Raw genomic sequence first — 15,926 nt, forward strand, 5'->3', positions numbered from 1 at the left:
TGGCCCTGCCGCGGGTGGGTTGGATGTTCTCGACCAGGTTGACCTCGTTGATGGTGCGCCAGGTGTTCGCGGCGAACTCCAGCGCCTCGTCCTCAGGGGTGGTCGTGGCCATGTGGTGGAAGTAGGACCGCGGGTCGGAGAAGGCGGTGCGGCGCAGCTCCAGGAACCGGTCGAGGTACCAGTCGCGGATGTTGCCGACCTTGGCGTCGACGTAGATGGAGAAGTCGAAGAAGTCGGCCACGGCCAGGCGCCCGGCGGTGGCGGGCTGGAGGACGTTGATGCCCTCGACGATGAGTATGTCGGGCCTGTGGACCGTCTGCCGCTCCTCCGGGATCACGTCGTAGTGCAGGTGGGAGTAGACGGGGATGTCGAGGCGTTCGGCGCCGGCCTTCATCTCCGAGACGAAGCGGACGAGGGAACGCCGGTCGTAGCTCTCCGGGAACCCTTTGCGGCGCATGAGGCCGCGTGCCTGCAGCACGGAGTTGGGGTGCAGGAAGTTGTCGGTGCTGACCAGCTCGACGTGGGGATGGTTGGGCCACTGCGCGAGCAGCGAGCGCAACAGCCGGGCCGTGGTGGACTTGCCGACGGCGACGCTGCCGGCCACGCCGATGACGAACGGCGCCGGGCGGTCGGCCTCACCCAGGAAGTCACGCACGGCGGCGTGTCGTTGCTGGGTGGCGCCGACGTAGAGGTTGAGCAGGCGCGACAGCGGTAGGTAGATGTCGCGCACGTCCTCCAGTGACGTGGGGTCGGTCGTCCCGCGCAGTTCTGCGAGGTCGGCCTCGGTCAGGGACAGCGGCGTGGAGGCACGGAGGGCCGCCCAGGCCTCCCGGTCCAGTTCCACGTACGGCGAGGAGAAGCCGTTCTTCGTCGCGTGAGACACGGTTGCCAACCTTAGGGTCTGTCCGGAAGGGGCCCGGCGCCCGACCCCCCGGAACGACCACGACAACAGGCAAACGTGTCCGAAACCACACGTTCAGCGGGGGCTCGGGGAAAGTTTTTCCGGGTTCGCCCGAGGGGCGCGGAACGCACGCACTCGATCGTTCCGCACGCGCCCCATCTGCGCGGTCTACCTGCCATACACCGAATGGTCTATACCGCTACCAGCCAAAACGGCAACTGGTCTGGACTGCTGGTTGGTCGATCCGGCGCCCTTGCTCACTTACGCTGACCCCCATGTGTGGAATCGTTGGCTACGTCGGGCCGCAACCGGCGCTCGAAGTCGTCGTGGACGGCCTCGCCAGGTTGGAGTACCGCGGATACGACTCCGCGGGTGTGGCTGTGCTGGACGACGGCACGCTGCGTACCGAGAAACGGGCCGGAAAGCTCGCCAATCTGCGCCAGGCCCTGGAAGATCATCCCATCGGGGGCGAGGGCGCAGGTATCGGTCACACGCGTTGGGCCACCCACGGTGCCCCCAACGACGTCAACGCCCATCCCCACGTCGACGACGAGCGTCGCGTCGCGGTGGTCCACAACGGCATCATCGAGAACTTCTCCGCCCTCCGCCGGGAGCTGGAGGAGCAGGGCTGCAAGTTCCTCTCCGAGACCGACACCGAGATCACCTCGCACCTGCTGAACAAGGTGCTCGAGGAGCGCGGCGACGGCGACCTCTCCGGCGCCATGCGCCAGGCCTGCAAGCGCCTGGAGGGCGCCTTCACCCTGGTCGCGGTCTCCGTCGACGACCCCGGTCTCGTCGTGGCCGCGCGCCGCAACTCGCCGCTGGTCGTGGGCCGCGGCCAGGGCGAGAACTTCCTCGCCAGTGATGTCGCCGCCTTCATCGCCCACACCCGCGACGCCGTCGAGCTGGGCCAGGACCAGGTCGTGGAACTGCGCGCCGACTCGGTCACGGTCACCGACTACGACGGCAACCCGGCCGAGGTCAACGAGTACCACGTCGACTGGGACGCCTCGGCCGCCGAGAAGGACGGCTACGACTACTTCATGCTCAAGGAGATCGTCGAGCAGCCCCGCGCGGTCGCCGACACGCTCCTGGGCCGGGTGACCACCGACGGAGAGCTGCACCTCGACGAGATGCGGCTGACCCCGGAGCAGCTGCGCACCGTCGAGAAGATCGTCATCATCGCGTGCGGGACCTCCTACCACGCGGGTCTCATCGCCAAGTACGCGATCGAGCACTGGTGCCGTGTGCCCTGCGAGGTCGAGGTCGCCAGCGAGTTCCGCTACCGGGACCCGATCCTGGACCAGCAGACCCTGGTCATCGCCATCTCCCAGTCCGGCGAGAGCATGGACACCCTCATGGCGGTGCGCTACGCCCGTGAGCAGCGCGCCCAGGTCCTGGCGATCTGCAACGTCAACGGCTCCACGATCCCGCGCGAGGCCGACGGCGTGCTGTACACACACGCGGGCCCCGAGGTCGGCGTGGCCGCGACGAAGACCTTCCTGACACAGCTGGCCGCCTGTTACCTCATCGGTCTGTACCTGGCCCAGGTGCGCGGCCTGAAGTACGGGGACGAGATCAACGCGCTCATCGGGCAGCTCGCGACGATGCCCGAGCAGGTCGAGCAGGTCCTGGACACCGTCGAGCCGGTCCGGGAGCTGGCGCACTCGCTGGCCGAGGAGAGCACCGTGCTGTTCCTGGGCCGCCACGTGGGTTACCCGGTGGCCCTGGAGGGCGCGCTCAAGCTCAAGGAGCTGGCGTACATGCACGCCGAGGCCTTCGCGGCCGGCGAGCTCAAGCACGGCCCGATCGCGCTGATCGAGGAGGGGCTGCCCGTCGTCGTGGTGGTTCCCTCCCCCGAGGGCCGGAGCGTGCTGCACGACAAGATCGTCTCGAACATCCAGGAGGTGCGTGCCCGCGGGGCCCGCACCATCGTGATCGCCGAGAAGGGTGATGAGGCGGTGCGCCCGTACGCGGACGTGCTCATCGAGATCCCCGCGGTGCCCACTCTGCTGCAGCCGATCGTCTCGACGATCCCGATGCAGGTGTTCGCGTGCGAGCTGGCTCTGGCCAAGGGCAACGACGTCGACCAGCCCCGCAACCTCGCCAAGAGCGTGACCGTGGAGTAGGGCCCGGCCGGCATCAGGGGGACGGGGCGCGCCCGCGGGCGTGCCCCGTCCTTCGTGTGCGGGCGCCCCGTCAGGGCCTCTGGCAGGGTCAGACCTTCTGACGGGGCACACGTCCGCGGCTGCGCCCGCAGCAGGTGTGCGCTGCCACCGCGGAGTCGGTATCGGGGTGGGTGGGCATCACCGAATGCAGGGAGAGCACGTCGAGGATGCGGGAGAGCTGTCGGGGCGGGGCGGCCAGGCAGAGATGTCTGCTCCCACGTGCGGCCTCGCGCATGGCGCCGACGAGCGCGTTGACCCCGGAGGCGTCGATGAAGGCCACCTCGCCGAGGTCGGCGACCACGCAGCCGTGGGCGAGCTTCTCGGTCAGGCGCGTGTGCACTGCACGCGCGGTGGCGATGTCGATCTCGCCTTCGATTCCCACGACGGAGATGCCGTCGCAGACGAACTGTTCATGTTCCGTGTCCAGCACGGCCACGCCTCACTCCCGGGTCGAGCCCAGGATCCCGTTGTCGGGACCCGCTCGGTCAAATACCGACATGACTCGACAGCCTACTCGGCCCGGACCACGCCTCACGGACGCGTGGTCCCACCTGTGGAGGACGTTCGTACCTTGTGGGAGGCACCGGAAGTCGGGGCGGGGGTCAGACCGGTTCCGGGCCTCCGCAGATCACCCAGACGACCTTGCCGCCGCCGCGGACCGGGCTCCAGCCCCATTCCGTACCGAACGCCGCGACGAGACCGAGACCGCGGCCGCACTCTGCGAACTGGTGGGCGTCGACGGGGGTGGGGGCGGAATCGGAGCTGTCGGCGACCATGCACACCACGGCGCCCTGGCCTCTGAGCAGGCGCAACTGCAGGACGAGGGGGGAACGGGCCGGGTCCGCGCCGGTGGGGACGGCGTGGCGGCAGGCGTTGCCGACGAGCTCGGAGACGATGAGGCGCAGGTCCTCCTCGAGGGCGGCCATCCCCCATCCGCGTGCGGCGTCGGCCGCGAACTCGCGGGCGTGGCCGACCGAACGGGCCGTGGAGTCGAGGGAACGCGCCGCCAGATCCTGTGTTCGTGTCCTACCGCCGATGTCGAGTCGGCCGGAGGGTGGATCCCACCAGCCGGAGAGGCGGCGGTCGGGGACCCTCACAGCGGAGGGTCGGCTCGGGGATGCCTCGGGAGCGGTCGCCGAAGGCATCAGCTCTGCGTTCATCACGTTCCTCACGATGTGATGTCGGGTCGCTCGGCCTGTCCTGACGGGGGAGCGTGGCTTACATCTGTAAGACACGTCTGCACGTGCAGCATGATGTCCGGGTAAGACTATAGGACGAACTGCCCGCATTGGTAGACCTGAGAGCGAGAATTCGTGTACCGGTACCAGCAATGACACGCGCATCAGAGCAGGACAGACAGCGCGAAAGCCTCGTACAGCACGCTCTGTCCACAATGGAAACTCATCGTTATACTGGGCGATCGCTCGCTCAGAAGCCGCCACAGGGAGGGCTCCTTGACCACCGACCAGGCCCAGGATTTGCAGGTCAACGAGGATTTCCTGGCCAATTCCAGCGGCGGCCCGACCGTGCTGCGCATTCTTCTCGGCACCCAGCTGCGACGCTTGCGCAAGAACAAGGGAATTTCTCGCCACGACGCCGGGTACGCCATCCGGGCCTCACACGCCAAGATCAGCAGGATGGAGCTCGGCCAGGTGAGTTTCAAACGGCGGGATGTCGATGACCTGCTGAAGCTCTACGGGATCGAGGACTCCGAGCAGCGCGAGGCGCTCCTGGGACTGATCTCCAGTGCCAACGCCCAGGGGTGGTGGCACAAGTACGGCGACGTACTCCCCCAGTGGTTCGGTGTGTACGTGGGCCTGGAGGAAGCCGCGTCGATGATCCGCACCTTCGAGGTGCAGTTCGTCCCGGGCCTGCTGCAGACCGAGGAGTACGCACGCGCGGTGATCAACCTGTCGGGCACCACCCGCTCGGACGACGACGTCACCGATCGGGTGGACATGCGGATGCACAGGCAAACACGTTTGCACGATCCGGACGCACCACACCTGTGGGCCGTCGTCGACGAGGGCGTCCTGCACCGCCCCTACGGTGACCGCGCGACGATGCGTGGACAGGTCGAGCACCTCATCGAGATGAACCGCCGCCCCAACGTCACGGTGCAGATCGCCACTTTCGACATCGGCGGGCACCCGGCGGCCGGCGGCCCCTTCAGCATCCTGCGCTTTCCCACGCCGCAGCTGCCGGACGTGGTCTACCTGGAGCAGCTGAGCAGCGCGTTGTACTTCGACAAGTACGACGACACCCACCGGTACGCACAAACGATGGACCATCTGGCCACACAGGCGCCGACGCCGGACCGTACCGAGAAGATCCTCCAGCCGTTCCTGGACCGCTATTCCTCCTGAGCCCCTGTCCCACGGGCTCCCATCCCGATCGACCGCCCCCGAACCGCTCCATCCGAGCCCCCGGGCGCCCGGCGCTCCCTCCGACCCGCCGCCCAGCGCTTTCACCCGCCACGCGCCACTACTCTCCGCAGTCGGTCCATCACTTCGGGCAGAAGCGAAGTCTCCGAAATGTCCACCTTCGGCCACGGGTGAGAAACAATTCTGGAACCCGGCACCAAACACGTCGCGTATGCGTCGGCTGTGACATGGGGATCCGCAATCACATGACCCGGGGTCCACGTGTATGTGCTTACAGAAGTAATCACGGATGCACGTGCATCGACTACGCTGTGGCAAACGCCGTGGTCGATGAAACCCCGACCGGACGCGCTCCGTGACCCCCCGGGCCGCCTCGGACGATCCCGGGGGCCGGACTACGGGCGCGGCGGGTCCCTGCCGCGGGTGGACACCCCGCTCACCAGTCCACAGATGTTCCAGGAGGTTGAGATGCAGGTCTACAACGGCGTTCCGGCAGACAGTCTGCCGATGGTCACCTGGACCAAGAGCAGTTGGAGCAACCCCGACGGGAACTGCGTCGAGGTCGCGACTCTGCCCGGCGGCGACATCGCCGTCCGCAACTCCCGTGACCCGGAGGGGCCTGCCCTGGTCTACACCCCCGACGAGATCAGAGCCTTCGTGCGCGGCGCCAAGACCGGCGACTTCGACGCACTGTTGAACTGACACCCGGCCGCACCGCGGCCTTCCCGGACCATCCCGGAAAACAGTGTCCGCCGATGGCCCCCGCGCCCGCCCACGGCCGCGGAGCAGGCCAATTCCGTCCTCGGCCGGACACACGACGGAGCCCGGCGCCTTCGCAGGCGCCGGGCTCCGCTGTCTTCTCGGCGCCGCCTCGACGGCGCGCCCGTCCCCCGTGGCCCCGGGCGGTCGCCCGGGGCCACGGTCGCCGCTACAGGCGGGGCAGGTCGATCAACCCGTCGGAACCGCCCTCGGGAACCATCTCCCACGGGAAATGGGTGGCGCCCAGAGCGGGTTTGAGGTCGAACAGCCAGGCGGCCTTCTCGTCGTACTCGGCGAAGAAGGGCCGACCGACCAACTCGGGATCGCGGGCCTGGATGAAGTGCAGCACGAACACCTTCTGCCCCGCGACCTCGGTGACACCGTCGATGCACACCTTGCCGGGTGTGGCCGACATCGAGGGCCCGCGCACGGTCCGGGCCAGGCCCGAGACGCGCTGGTAAGCGTTGCGGAAGATGTCGTAGGCCTCCGCGAGAGGCACCGCGAAGTAGTCCTGCGGGCCGGTGTCGCGCTCGATGAACATGTAGTACGGCACCATGCCGTGGCGCACGTGGGTACGCCACATGGTCTCCCAGGTGCCCGGGTCGTCGTTGATCGTGCGGATCAACGGTGCCTGGGTACGGATGACCGCGCCGGTGTTGCGGACACGGCGGACCGCTTCCTGGACCAGGTCCGGCGCCATCTCGTTCGGGTGCGAGAAGTGGGCCATGAACGCGAGGTTCTTGCCCGACTCCACGACCTTCTCGAACAGGCGCAGGGTGTCGTCGGCGTCCGGGTCGGTCACGAAACGCTGCGGCCAATAGCCCAGCGCCTTCGTCCCGATCCGGATGGCCTCCAGGTGCTCGATCTCCAGCAGCGGCTCGATGTACCTGGAGATCACACCCTCGCCCATGATCATGGGGTCGCCACCGGTGAAGAGCACACTGGTGACCTCGGGGTGCGAACGCACGTACTCGACCATCTGGTCGATCTCACTGGAGGCGAACTTCAGGTCGGCGTCGCCCACGAACTGCGCCCAGCGGAAGCAGTAGGTGCAGTACGCGTGGCACGTCTGTCCCTGCTTCGGGAAGAAGAGCACCGTCTCGTTGTACTTGTGCTGGATCCCGGGGATCGGTTCTTCGTTCCCCAACGTCGGCACGTTGAGGTCCATCTGGCCCGCCGGGTGCGGGTTCAGCTGGGCACGGACCTCGTTGGCGGCCTCGTTGAGCTCTTTGCGCTTGGCCCCGGCGCTCAGCAGGTCGGCGATCCGGGACACGTCCTCCTTCGGCAGCATGTCGGCCTGTGGGAAGACGAGTCGGTAGATCGGATCGTCGGGCGCGGCATCCCAGTCGATCAGCTCGTCGACGACGTAGCTGTTGACCCGGAACGGCAGCACAGTGGCCACCGCCTGCACCGCGAGCCGCTCGTCTGCTGCGAGGCCGGCTCCCCCCCGCGNGAGCTCGTCAAGGTGTTTCGTCGTGTAGGCACGAAACCGACGTCCGGCGGACGGGGACTGTGCCGCGTCTGGCGTAACGCTCACGCCTCTCCTCTCCTGGCGAATAGGGCAGGGCTCCCCGCGAGGGTTGAATCGGGCAGCCCAGACCCGGTGATCGCGTCACGGTACGGGCCCGCGCGAACCACCGGGTGCGGTTCATTCGGTTGTCGTGTGGCCTCGGGGGTCTTCGCGTCCCTCGACACCAACGGGCGGGCATACCCCAGATAGAGGCTTTGTACCCACTTACACGGAAAAGCAGATCCTAACGGGACATACCGGAAGTATCTTCGCAGAAGCCCCTAGGTGCGGGGCACACTGGTGCCCAGGAGCCACACGCGCACCACCTCCCACCGCCGGATACCGTGGCTGCGCGGCACAGGAGACGAGGCACCGGCGACGAGCCCGACCCGTGGAGGACACACCCCGTTGAGCGGTACACCCGAACTCGAGCCGGCCGAGCACGACGGCGCCCCGCCGATCGTCGCCGTCGACGCCATGGGTGGGGACCACGGGCCGGAGGAGGCCGTCCTGGGCGCCGTCACCGCCGCACGCGAACTCGGGCTGCGGGTCCTGCTCGTGGGACGGCGCACCGAGATCGCTTCCCTGCTGGCCGAGCACGACGCCCTGAGAGAGGTTCCCGTCGTGCACGCGGAGGATGTGCTGGAGATGCACGAGGGCGCCCTGGCCAGCTGGCGCCGCCCGCGCTCCAGCGTCGCCGTCGCCTGCCACCTGATCCGCCGCGGCATCGCCCACGCTCTGGTCTCGGCCGGCTCCACCGGCGGGATCGTTGCTACCTCGACGGTGCGGCTGCGCACCCAGACCGGGGTCGTGCGCCCGGCCCTGGCGGTACCGCTGCCGACCGGCGAGAAACCCACGGTCCTGCTGGACGCCGGGGCCACCGCCGACGCCAAACCCGAGATGCTGGTGCAGTTCGCCCACCTCGGCAGCGCCTACGCCCAGACCGCGTTCGGCGTGCACCGGCCCACCGTCGGACTGTTGACCATCGGTTCGGAACCGGGCAAGGGCAACAAGCTGGCCCGCAAGGCCGGGGAGCTGCTCACCTCGGCCGGGGAGACCGGGGCCCTGGACTTCCACGGCAACATCGAGGGACACGACCTGCTGACCCGCACGGTCGACGTCGTGGTCGCCGACGGCCATTGCGGCAACATCGCCCTGAAGACCGTCGAGGGCACTGCGGCGTTCGCGATGTCGGCGGTCCGCGAGGCCCTGACCGCCACCCCGCTGGCCAAGGCGGGGGCGTTCTTCCAACGGCGCTCCCTGCGCGAGCTGCGCGACCGCCTCGACAGCGAGACCTACGGCGGTGCGGCCCTGCTCGGCCTCAACGGGACCGTCGTCATCGCACACGGGTCCAGCCGCGCCCCGGGGATCGCCCACGCCTGCCGCCTGGCCCACGACCTGGCTGCCGGGCGCATGGACGAACAGGTCCGGCGACGCGTACAGCACCGTCAGACCAACTGGTTCAACCGCTTCGCCCAGCACGAGGACCGGTGAACCCGGGCCCGCCGTCCGCTCCGGGACCGGGCCCGCGACCCGCGTTGTGGACCGTCCCACATCCGTCGGAAAGGCCCGGTCCGGTCGGTACTCTGGAAAGCATGGCCGACCCGCAGGAAGTACTCTCGCGACGGGTCCAGTCCGCGCTCGGCGCCGCCTTCGGCCCCGAGTTCGCCGGCACCGACCCCGTCATCCGTCCGTCCCAGTTCGCCGACTACCAGGCGAACGCCGCTCTCGCACTCGCCAAGCGCCTGGGCCGAAAGCCGCGTGAGGTGTCCGCGGCGGTCATGGAGCACCTGGACGTCTCCGATTTGTGCCGAGAGGTCGAGGTCAGCGGGCCGGGCTTCATCAACCTGACCCTGCGCGAGGACTGGATCGCCGCGCAGGTGCAGTCCCTGCTCGACGACCCGCGTTTGGGCGTGCCCGAGCAGGCCCCCGACAACATCCCGCTCGACTACTCCGCGCCCAACGTCGCCAAGGAGATGCACGTCGGGCACCTGCGCACGACCGTCGTCGGCGACTCCCTGGCCCGCACCCTGGAGTTCCTGGGCCACGACGTCGTGCGCCAGAACCACATCGGCGACTGGGGCACACCCTTCGGCATGCTCATCGAGCACCTGCTCGAGGTGGGCGAGGACTCCGAGGACGCCCAGCTGCTCACCACCGACCCCAACGCCTTCTACCAGGCGGCCCGTACGAAGTTCGACGAGTCCGGCACCGGCTCCGGTGATTTCTCCGCCCGGGCCCGCGGGCGTGTGGTGCAGCTGCAGAGCGGCGACGAGGAGACCCTGCGCCTGTGGCGCAAACTCGTCGGCTTCTCCCGGACCTACTTCAACAAGGTCTACGGCAAGCTCGGCGTCACCCTCACCGACGAGGACCTGGCCGGCGAGAGCACCTACAACGACATGCTGGACGCGGTCTGCGAGGACCTCGAGGGCAAGGGCATCGCCACCATGAGCGACGGCGCCCTGTGCGTGTTCCTCGAGGGCTACACCGGACGCGAGGACAAACCGGTGCCGCTGATCGTGCGCAAGAGCGACGGCGGCTACGGTTACGCCACCACCGACCTGGCGACCGTCCGGTACCGGGTGGACACCCTCAAGGCCGACCGCATCCTCTACGTGGTGGGCGCCCCGCAGGCCATGCACTTCAAGATGGTCTGGGCGACCGCCCGCAAGGCCGGGTGGCTGCCGGAGGACGTCGAGACCACACACGTGCAGATCGGCAACGTGCTCGGCAGCGACGGCAAGATCCTGCGCACCCGCAGCGGAGAGCCGGTGCGGTTGGTGCAGCTCCTGGACGAGGCGGTCGAGCGTGCGGCCTCGGTGGTCGCAGAGAACCGCCCCGACCTGGGCGAGGAGGACCGCGCGGAGATCGCCCGCAAGGTGGGCATCGGTGCGGTCAAGTACGCCGACCTGTCGGTGGCGCACGACACCGAGTACACCTTCGACTTCGACCGGATGCTGGCGCTGACCGGCAACACCGGCCCCTACCTGCAGTACGCGCAGGCCCGGATCCGCTCCATCTTCCGCAAGGGCGGGGTGGAGCCGGAGCAGGCCCGCGGTGAGATCTCGGTGGCCGAGGGGGCCGAGCGCGCCCTGGCCCTGAAACTGCTCGGGTTCGGCCCGGTGGTGGCCCAGGTGGGCGACCTGCTGCAGCCGCACCGGCTCTCGACCTACCTGTTCGAGCTGGCGCAGTCGCTGACGACCTTCTACGAGTACTGCCCGGTGCTGACCGCCGCTTCCGACGCCGAGCGCGAGTCGCGTCTGGCGCTGGTCTCGGTGGCGCTGCAGGTGCTGGTCCAGGGCCTGGACCTGCTCGGAGTGGAGTCGCCCGAGTACATGTGAGTGCGTGTTCCCGCAAGGCCCTCGGACCGGTGTCCGGGGGCCTTGCGCACGCTCGGGGCCGGGCTCCCTGCACGCCCGTGGCCTGCGAAATCGAGTCGAACATCTCGCTCCGATCACAGCGTTGAGCGCCCTGCGGCCCCTGAAGCCGAATTATCGTATGGACAAACCCCACAATCCAGACATATGGGAGTACTGTCCATGTCGTCCACGCTCGAACGTGTCGGCCCCGAACCGGGGACCTGGTATCTCGACCCGCTGCACTCCAGCCTGATCTTCGTGGCCCGCTACCTCAGCTTCGGCCGCGTGCAGGGCACCTTCGGCCAGGCCCGCGGCATCGTCCAGGTCGCCGAGGAGCCCGCCGAGTCCACCGTGGCCGTGACCATGGACGCCGGCAGCATCAACACCGGTGTGGCCGCACGCGACGCCCACCTGCGTTCCTCGGACTTCCTGGACAGCGACACCTACCCGGAACTGCACTTTCGTTCCGTCTCGGTGGTGCCCCGACGCCGCAAGCAGAACGGCTTCACGCTGAACGGCGAACTGACCGTGCACGGAAAGACCAACCCGGTGTCCATGCCGGCGCAGTGGGTGGGCGAGGCGCCCGACCTGTCCGACCCCGAGGGCATCTACGGCCACTTCTTCTCCGCCAACACCCAGATCTCGCTTTCGGACTTCGGTGTCGGCGACGGCGGCCCGCTTGCCTGGGGCGGACGCCTGGTCGGCGACACCATCGACGTGGTCCTCGAAGTACGCCTGCAGGACGCCGACCCGACCGCCTTCCTGCGCCGGATCGGTCACATCGACTGAGGGGCCGACCGCGTCGGCCGACCCCTGGCCAGGGCTCCGTCAGTTCAGGAGGAGGGCCTCGACCTCGTCCCGGCCGGCCATCGACGAACTCGCCCCGTGGCGCTGCACCGACAGCGCGGAAGCGGCGGCAGCGAACCGCATCGCCTCCTCGGGCGTACGCCCCTCGGCCCGGGCGACCCCGAAGGAACCGCAGAACGTGTCGCCGGCGGCCGTGGTGTCCACCGCCGTGACCGGACGGGCCGGCACCCGCACCGGATCGCCCCCGCGTGCACCGTACAGCGAGCCCTCCGATCCCAGGGTGATGAGCACCTCCGGAACCTGCTCCAACAGCGCCGCCAGTGCCTTGCCGGGGTCCACCTCACCCGTGAGGGCCGCGGCCTCGTGCTCGTTGGGCACCAGCACATCCACGTTCTCCAGGAGCTCCTGGGGGAGCTCGCGCGCGGGCGCGGGCGTGAGATGGACCGGCACACCCAGCGCCCGGCCGGTACGCGCGGCGGACACGACCGCCGACATCGGCAGCTCCAACTGGAGCAGGAGCGCGTCGGCGCCCTCGATCAGTTCGGCCTCTGCCTCACTCGCGCGCTCCACCGTGCCGTTGGCGCCCGGTACGACGATGATGGAGTTGGCGCCCTTGCCGTCGACGACGATGTGCGCGATCCCCGAGACCCCGGGCACCGTGCGCACTCCCCGTACGTCGATCCCGGCCCCGACCAGGCTCTGCCGCAGCTGTTGCCCGAAGGGGTCGTCACCGACCGCGCCGAGGAAGGTCGTGCGCGCGCCCGCACGTGCGGCCGCCACCGCCTGATTGGCGCCCTTGCCGCCGGGGACCTGGCGGAATTCGGTCCCGGTAACGGTCTCGCCGGAGCCGGGCGCCTGGTCCACGTAGGCGACCAGGTCCATGTTGACGCTGCCCAGGACAGCGATGCGCGGGGTGCTCACTTGCCGGACTCCTTCGGTTTCGCGACGGGCTCGCCGGTGGCACCGTCCAGCCCGACGATGACGGGGGCGTGGTCGGAGGCGCCCTTGCCCTTGCGTTCCTCACGGTCGATGCCGGCGCCGCTCACGCGGTCGCGCAGTGCCGGCGAGGCCAGGACGAAGTCGATACGCATCCCCCTGCGTTTGGGGAAGGCCAGGCCCTTGTAGTCCCAGTAGGTGTAGACGCCGGGCCCGGGAGTGTGCGGGCGCGCGACATCGGTGAAGCCGGCCTCGACCAGTTCGGTGAAGGCGGCGCGTTCGGGCGGTGTCACGTGGGTGAGGCCCTCGAAGGCGTCCATGTCCCACACGTCTTCGTCCTGGGGGGCGATGTTGAAGTCGCCGACGTAGGCGATCTGGGCGTCGGGGTCCTCGGACAGGCGTGCGGTTCCGGCCTCGCGCAGGGCCTGCAACCACCGGAGTTTGTAGGCGTAGTGGGGGTGGGCGACCTCGCGGCCGTTGGGCACGTACAGGCTCCACACCTGGACGCCCCCGCAGGTGGCACCGATGGCGCGGGCCTCGGCCTCCTCCGGTTCACCGAAGCCGGGCTGGCCGGGGAAACCGATCCGGACGTCCTCGAGCCCGACGCGGGAGGCGATCGCGACCCCGTTCCACTGGGAGAGGCCGTGGTGGGCCACCTCGTACCCGCGGTCGGTGAAGACGGACGCGGGGAACTGGTGGTCCCGGGCCTTGGTCTCCTGGATGGCGAGGACGTCGACGTCGCTCCGGTCGAGCCAGGCGCCGATGCGTTCTGCCCGGGCCCTGGCACTGTTCACATTCCATGTCGCGATACGCACAGCAAAAGGCTAGAGCACGCAGTCGACAAGATGGTTCCGCCCCGAGGCGGGGCCGGACACGTGTGCGCCCCGGTGCGGCCGTCCTCCGCACCGGGGCGTCGCGACTCCCGACATGTACTCGGTGGTGTGTGTCGCACGGGGTTGGACGGCCGACCCCCGTTCCGGGTTCGCATCGGGTCAAAGGTTTTTCCGGGGGACCCGTGGGGCCGGCCACCGAACGTGAGGGCCGTAGGCGGCGGTACCGGCCGGACCCTGCGCCGGCGTGGGTCAACGGAGACACCGCAGGGTAGGGGATGTGAGTCAGGACACACCCCTTCTCCCGACGAGGTGAGCGCCATGGCCGAACCACGGGCCGCCGACCACGGATCCCGGGTCGACGAGAAACAGGCGCGGGCCGTCGCCGAACAGGCCCGCGAGAGCGGGTGGGAGCTCCCGAGTTTCGCCAAGGAGCTGTATCTGGGCCGGCTGCGTCTGGACCTGATCCACCCCTTCCCCGAACCCGGCGACGAGGACCGGCGGCACGGGGAGGCGTTCTTGGCGGAGCTGCGCGCGTTCTGCTCCGAGATCGATGCCGCCCGTATCGAGCGCGAGGAGTACATCCCCGACGAGGTCATCGACGGCCTGCGCCGGATCGGGGCCTTCGGCATGAAGATCCCGGCCGAGTACGGCGGGCTCGGGCTGGGCCAGGTGTACTACAACCGGGCGCTCACCCTCGTGGGGTCGGCGTGCCCGGCCATCGGCGCGATGCTGTCGGCGCACCAGTCCATCGGTGTACCGCAGCCGGTGCGGATGTTCGGAAGCGAGGACCAGAAGCTGAGCTTCTTGCCCCGGTGCGCCCGCGGCGACATCAGCGCGTTCCTGCTCACCGAACCCGACGTCGGCAGCGACCCGGCCCGCCTGCACGCGACCGCCGTGCCCACCGAGGACGGCTCGGCCTACCTCCTGGACGGTGTGAAGCTGTGGACGACCAACGGTGTGGTCGCCGACCTGCTCGTGGTCATGGCGCGGGTGCCCGAGGGGCCGGGTCACCGCGGCGGGGTCAGCGCCTTCGTCGTGGAGGCCGACAGTCCCGGCATCACCGTGGAACGCCGCAACCGGTTCATGGGCCTGCGCGGGATCGAGAACGGCCTCACCCGCCTGCACCAGGTGCGGGTGCCGGCGGAGAACCGGCTCCGCCAGGGGGGGNGAGGGGCACGGGCTGCGCATCGCCCTGTCCACGCTCAACACCGGCCGCCTGTCCCTGCCCGCACTGTGCGTGGGCGCCGGGAAGTGGTCGACCAAGATCGCCCGCGAGTGGGCCCGCGAGCGGGTGCAGTGGGGTCGCCCCGTCGGCAGGCACGAGGAGGTCGCCAAGAAGATCTCCTACATCGCCGCGACCACCTACGCGATGGAGGCGATGCTGGAGCTGTCCGGGCAGCTGGCGGACGAGGGCCGCAACGACATCCGGATCGAGGCGGCCCTCGCCAAACTGTGGGCCTCCGAGCACGCCTGGACCATCGCCGACGAACTCGTGCAGATCCGGGGCGGGCGCGGATACGAGACCGCCGAGTCCCTGGCCGCGCGGGGTGAGCGGGGCGTTCCCGCGGAGCAGCTTCTGAGGGACCTGCGCATCAACCGGATCTTCGAGGGCGCCACCGAGATCATGCACCTGCTCATCGCCCGCGAGGCGGTGGATGCGCACCTGTCGGTGGCAGGCGACCTCATCGACCCCGGCGCCGACACCTCCGACAAGGTCCGTGCGGCGGCCCGGGCGAGCGGGTTCTACGCCAAGTGGTTGCCCACGCTGGCCCTCGGCCAGGGGCAGAGGCCCTCGGCCTTCGCGGAGTTCGGCCCGCTCGCCCCGCACCTGCGGTACGTGGAGCGCACCGGTCGCAAGCTCGCCCGGTCCACGTTCTACGGCATGTCGGTCTGGCAGGGGAGGATGGAGGTCAAACAGGCCTTCCTCGCCAGGCTCGTGGACATCGGCGCCGAACTCTTCGCGATGAGCGCGGTGGTGGTGCGTGCCCGCCACGACGTCGACCACCACCCCGAACGCGGGTCGGAGCCTCTCGAGCTCGCCGACGTGTTCTGCCGGCAGGCCCGCCTGCGGATCGCGTCGCTGTTCGAGGCGCTGTGGTCCAACACCGACGACGTGGACGGCAAACTCTCCCGGCGGGTCCTCGGTGACTCCTACACCTGGGTGGAGGAAGGCGTGGTCGACCCCTCGCTACCGGGCCCGCTCATCGGCGGTTCCGAACCGGGCCCCTCGTTGGAGGAGAACCAGCACCGCCGGATGGGCGGCTCCTGA

Annotated in this window: 12 protein-coding genes and 1 pseudogene; 7 read left to right on the forward strand and 6 right to left on the reverse strand. The window is 69.3% G+C overall.

Features of this window, described 5'->3' with window-relative positions; translation table 11 throughout:
- Positions 1-844: type I pantothenate kinase (gene coaA / locus D473_RS0100460; RefSeq protein WP_017607124.1), on the reverse strand; the 844-nt coding region annotated here is incomplete at its 3' end.
- A gap of 332 nt (positions 845-1,176) precedes the next feature.
- Between coaA and glmS the strand changes: the two genes are divergently transcribed.
- Positions 1,177-3,030, forward strand: a complete 1,854-nt coding sequence (glmS, locus tag D473_RS0100465; RefSeq protein ID WP_083917875.1) for a glutamine--fructose-6-phosphate transaminase (isomerizing) — start codon at positions 1,177-1,179, stop codon at positions 3,028-3,030.
- An 88-nt stretch (positions 3,031-3,118) separates the two neighbouring features.
- Here the strand turns inward: glmS and D473_RS0100470 are convergent, their stop codons facing one another.
- Together D473_RS0100470 and D473_RS0100475 are read right to left on the reverse strand one after the other, a co-directional pair.
- Positions 3,119-3,505 carry an STAS domain-containing protein gene (locus tag D473_RS0100470; RefSeq protein WP_017607126.1) on the reverse strand — a complete coding sequence of 129 codons (387 nt, stop codon included), beginning with the start codon at positions 3,503-3,505 and terminating at the stop codon, positions 3,119-3,121.
- 166 nt (positions 3,506-3,671) lie between these two features.
- On the reverse strand, positions 3,672-4,229 hold the full coding sequence (locus D473_RS0100475) for an ATP-binding protein (RefSeq protein ID WP_017607127.1): 558 nt from the start codon (positions 4,227-4,229) through the stop codon (positions 3,672-3,674).
- Between the two features lie 318 nt (positions 4,230-4,547).
- Here D473_RS0100475 and D473_RS0100480 point away from each other — a divergent pair, with 318 nt between their 5' ends.
- Entirely contained in the window at positions 4,548-5,435 is an 888-nt protein-coding gene (locus tag D473_RS0100480) for a helix-turn-helix domain-containing protein (protein ID WP_033352412.1), read from the forward strand.
- A 468-nt stretch (positions 5,436-5,903) separates the two neighbouring features.
- Positions 5,904-6,155: a DUF397 domain-containing protein gene (locus D473_RS0100485; RefSeq protein ID WP_017607129.1), complete on the forward strand. Its 252-nt coding sequence runs from the start codon at positions 5,904-5,906 to the stop codon at positions 6,153-6,155.
- Between the two features lie 226 nt (positions 6,156-6,381).
- Here D473_RS0100485 and D473_RS0100490 read toward each other — a convergent pair whose 3' ends face one another.
- A complete protein-coding gene (locus D473_RS0100490; RefSeq protein ID WP_017607130.1) occupies positions 6,382-7,623 on the reverse strand; it encodes a KamA family radical SAM protein in 1,242 nt (413 codons plus the stop codon).
- A 507-nt stretch (positions 7,624-8,130) separates the two neighbouring features.
- Between D473_RS0100490 and plsX the strand changes: the two genes are divergently transcribed.
- The 3 genes from plsX (at position 8,131) to D473_RS0100505 (ending at position 11,870) form a co-directional block, all read left to right on the forward strand.
- Entirely contained in the window at positions 8,131-9,216 is a 1,086-nt protein-coding gene (gene plsX, locus D473_RS0100495) for a phosphate acyltransferase PlsX (RefSeq protein ID WP_017607131.1), read from the forward strand.
- 101 nt (positions 9,217-9,317) lie between these two features.
- Positions 9,318-11,063 (forward strand): arginine--tRNA ligase, encoded by a 1,746-nt coding sequence (gene argS, locus D473_RS0100500; protein ID WP_017607132.1) that lies wholly within the window; start codon positions 9,318-9,320, stop codon positions 11,061-11,063.
- Between the two features lie 183 nt (positions 11,064-11,246).
- A complete protein-coding gene (locus tag D473_RS0100505) occupies positions 11,247-11,870 on the forward strand; it encodes a YceI family protein (protein ID WP_017607133.1) in 624 nt (207 codons plus the stop codon).
- Positions 11,871-11,909: 39 nt separating this feature from the next.
- Here D473_RS0100505 and rbsK read toward each other — a convergent pair whose 3' ends face one another.
- Together rbsK and D473_RS0100515 are read right to left on the reverse strand one after the other, a co-directional pair.
- Positions 11,910-12,809, reverse strand: a complete 900-nt coding sequence (rbsK, locus tag D473_RS0100510) for a ribokinase (RefSeq protein WP_017607134.1) — start codon at positions 12,807-12,809, stop codon at positions 11,910-11,912.
- On the reverse strand, positions 12,806-13,639 hold the full coding sequence (locus D473_RS0100515) for an exodeoxyribonuclease III (protein WP_193373234.1): 834 nt from the start codon (positions 13,637-13,639) through the stop codon (positions 12,806-12,808). Before D473_RS0100515 ends, rbsK begins: the two co-directional genes overlap by 4 nt.
- A 336-nt stretch (positions 13,640-13,975) precedes the next feature.
- Here D473_RS0100515 and D473_RS25390 point away from each other — a divergent pair.
- Positions 13,976-15,926 (forward strand): annotated as a pseudogene (locus D473_RS25390) (acyl-CoA dehydrogenase family protein).

This window comes from Nocardiopsis xinjiangensis YIM 90004, assembly GCF_000341145.1.
GTDB classification, from domain to species: Bacteria; Actinomycetota; Actinomycetes; order Streptosporangiales; family Streptosporangiaceae; genus Nocardiopsis; species Nocardiopsis xinjiangensis.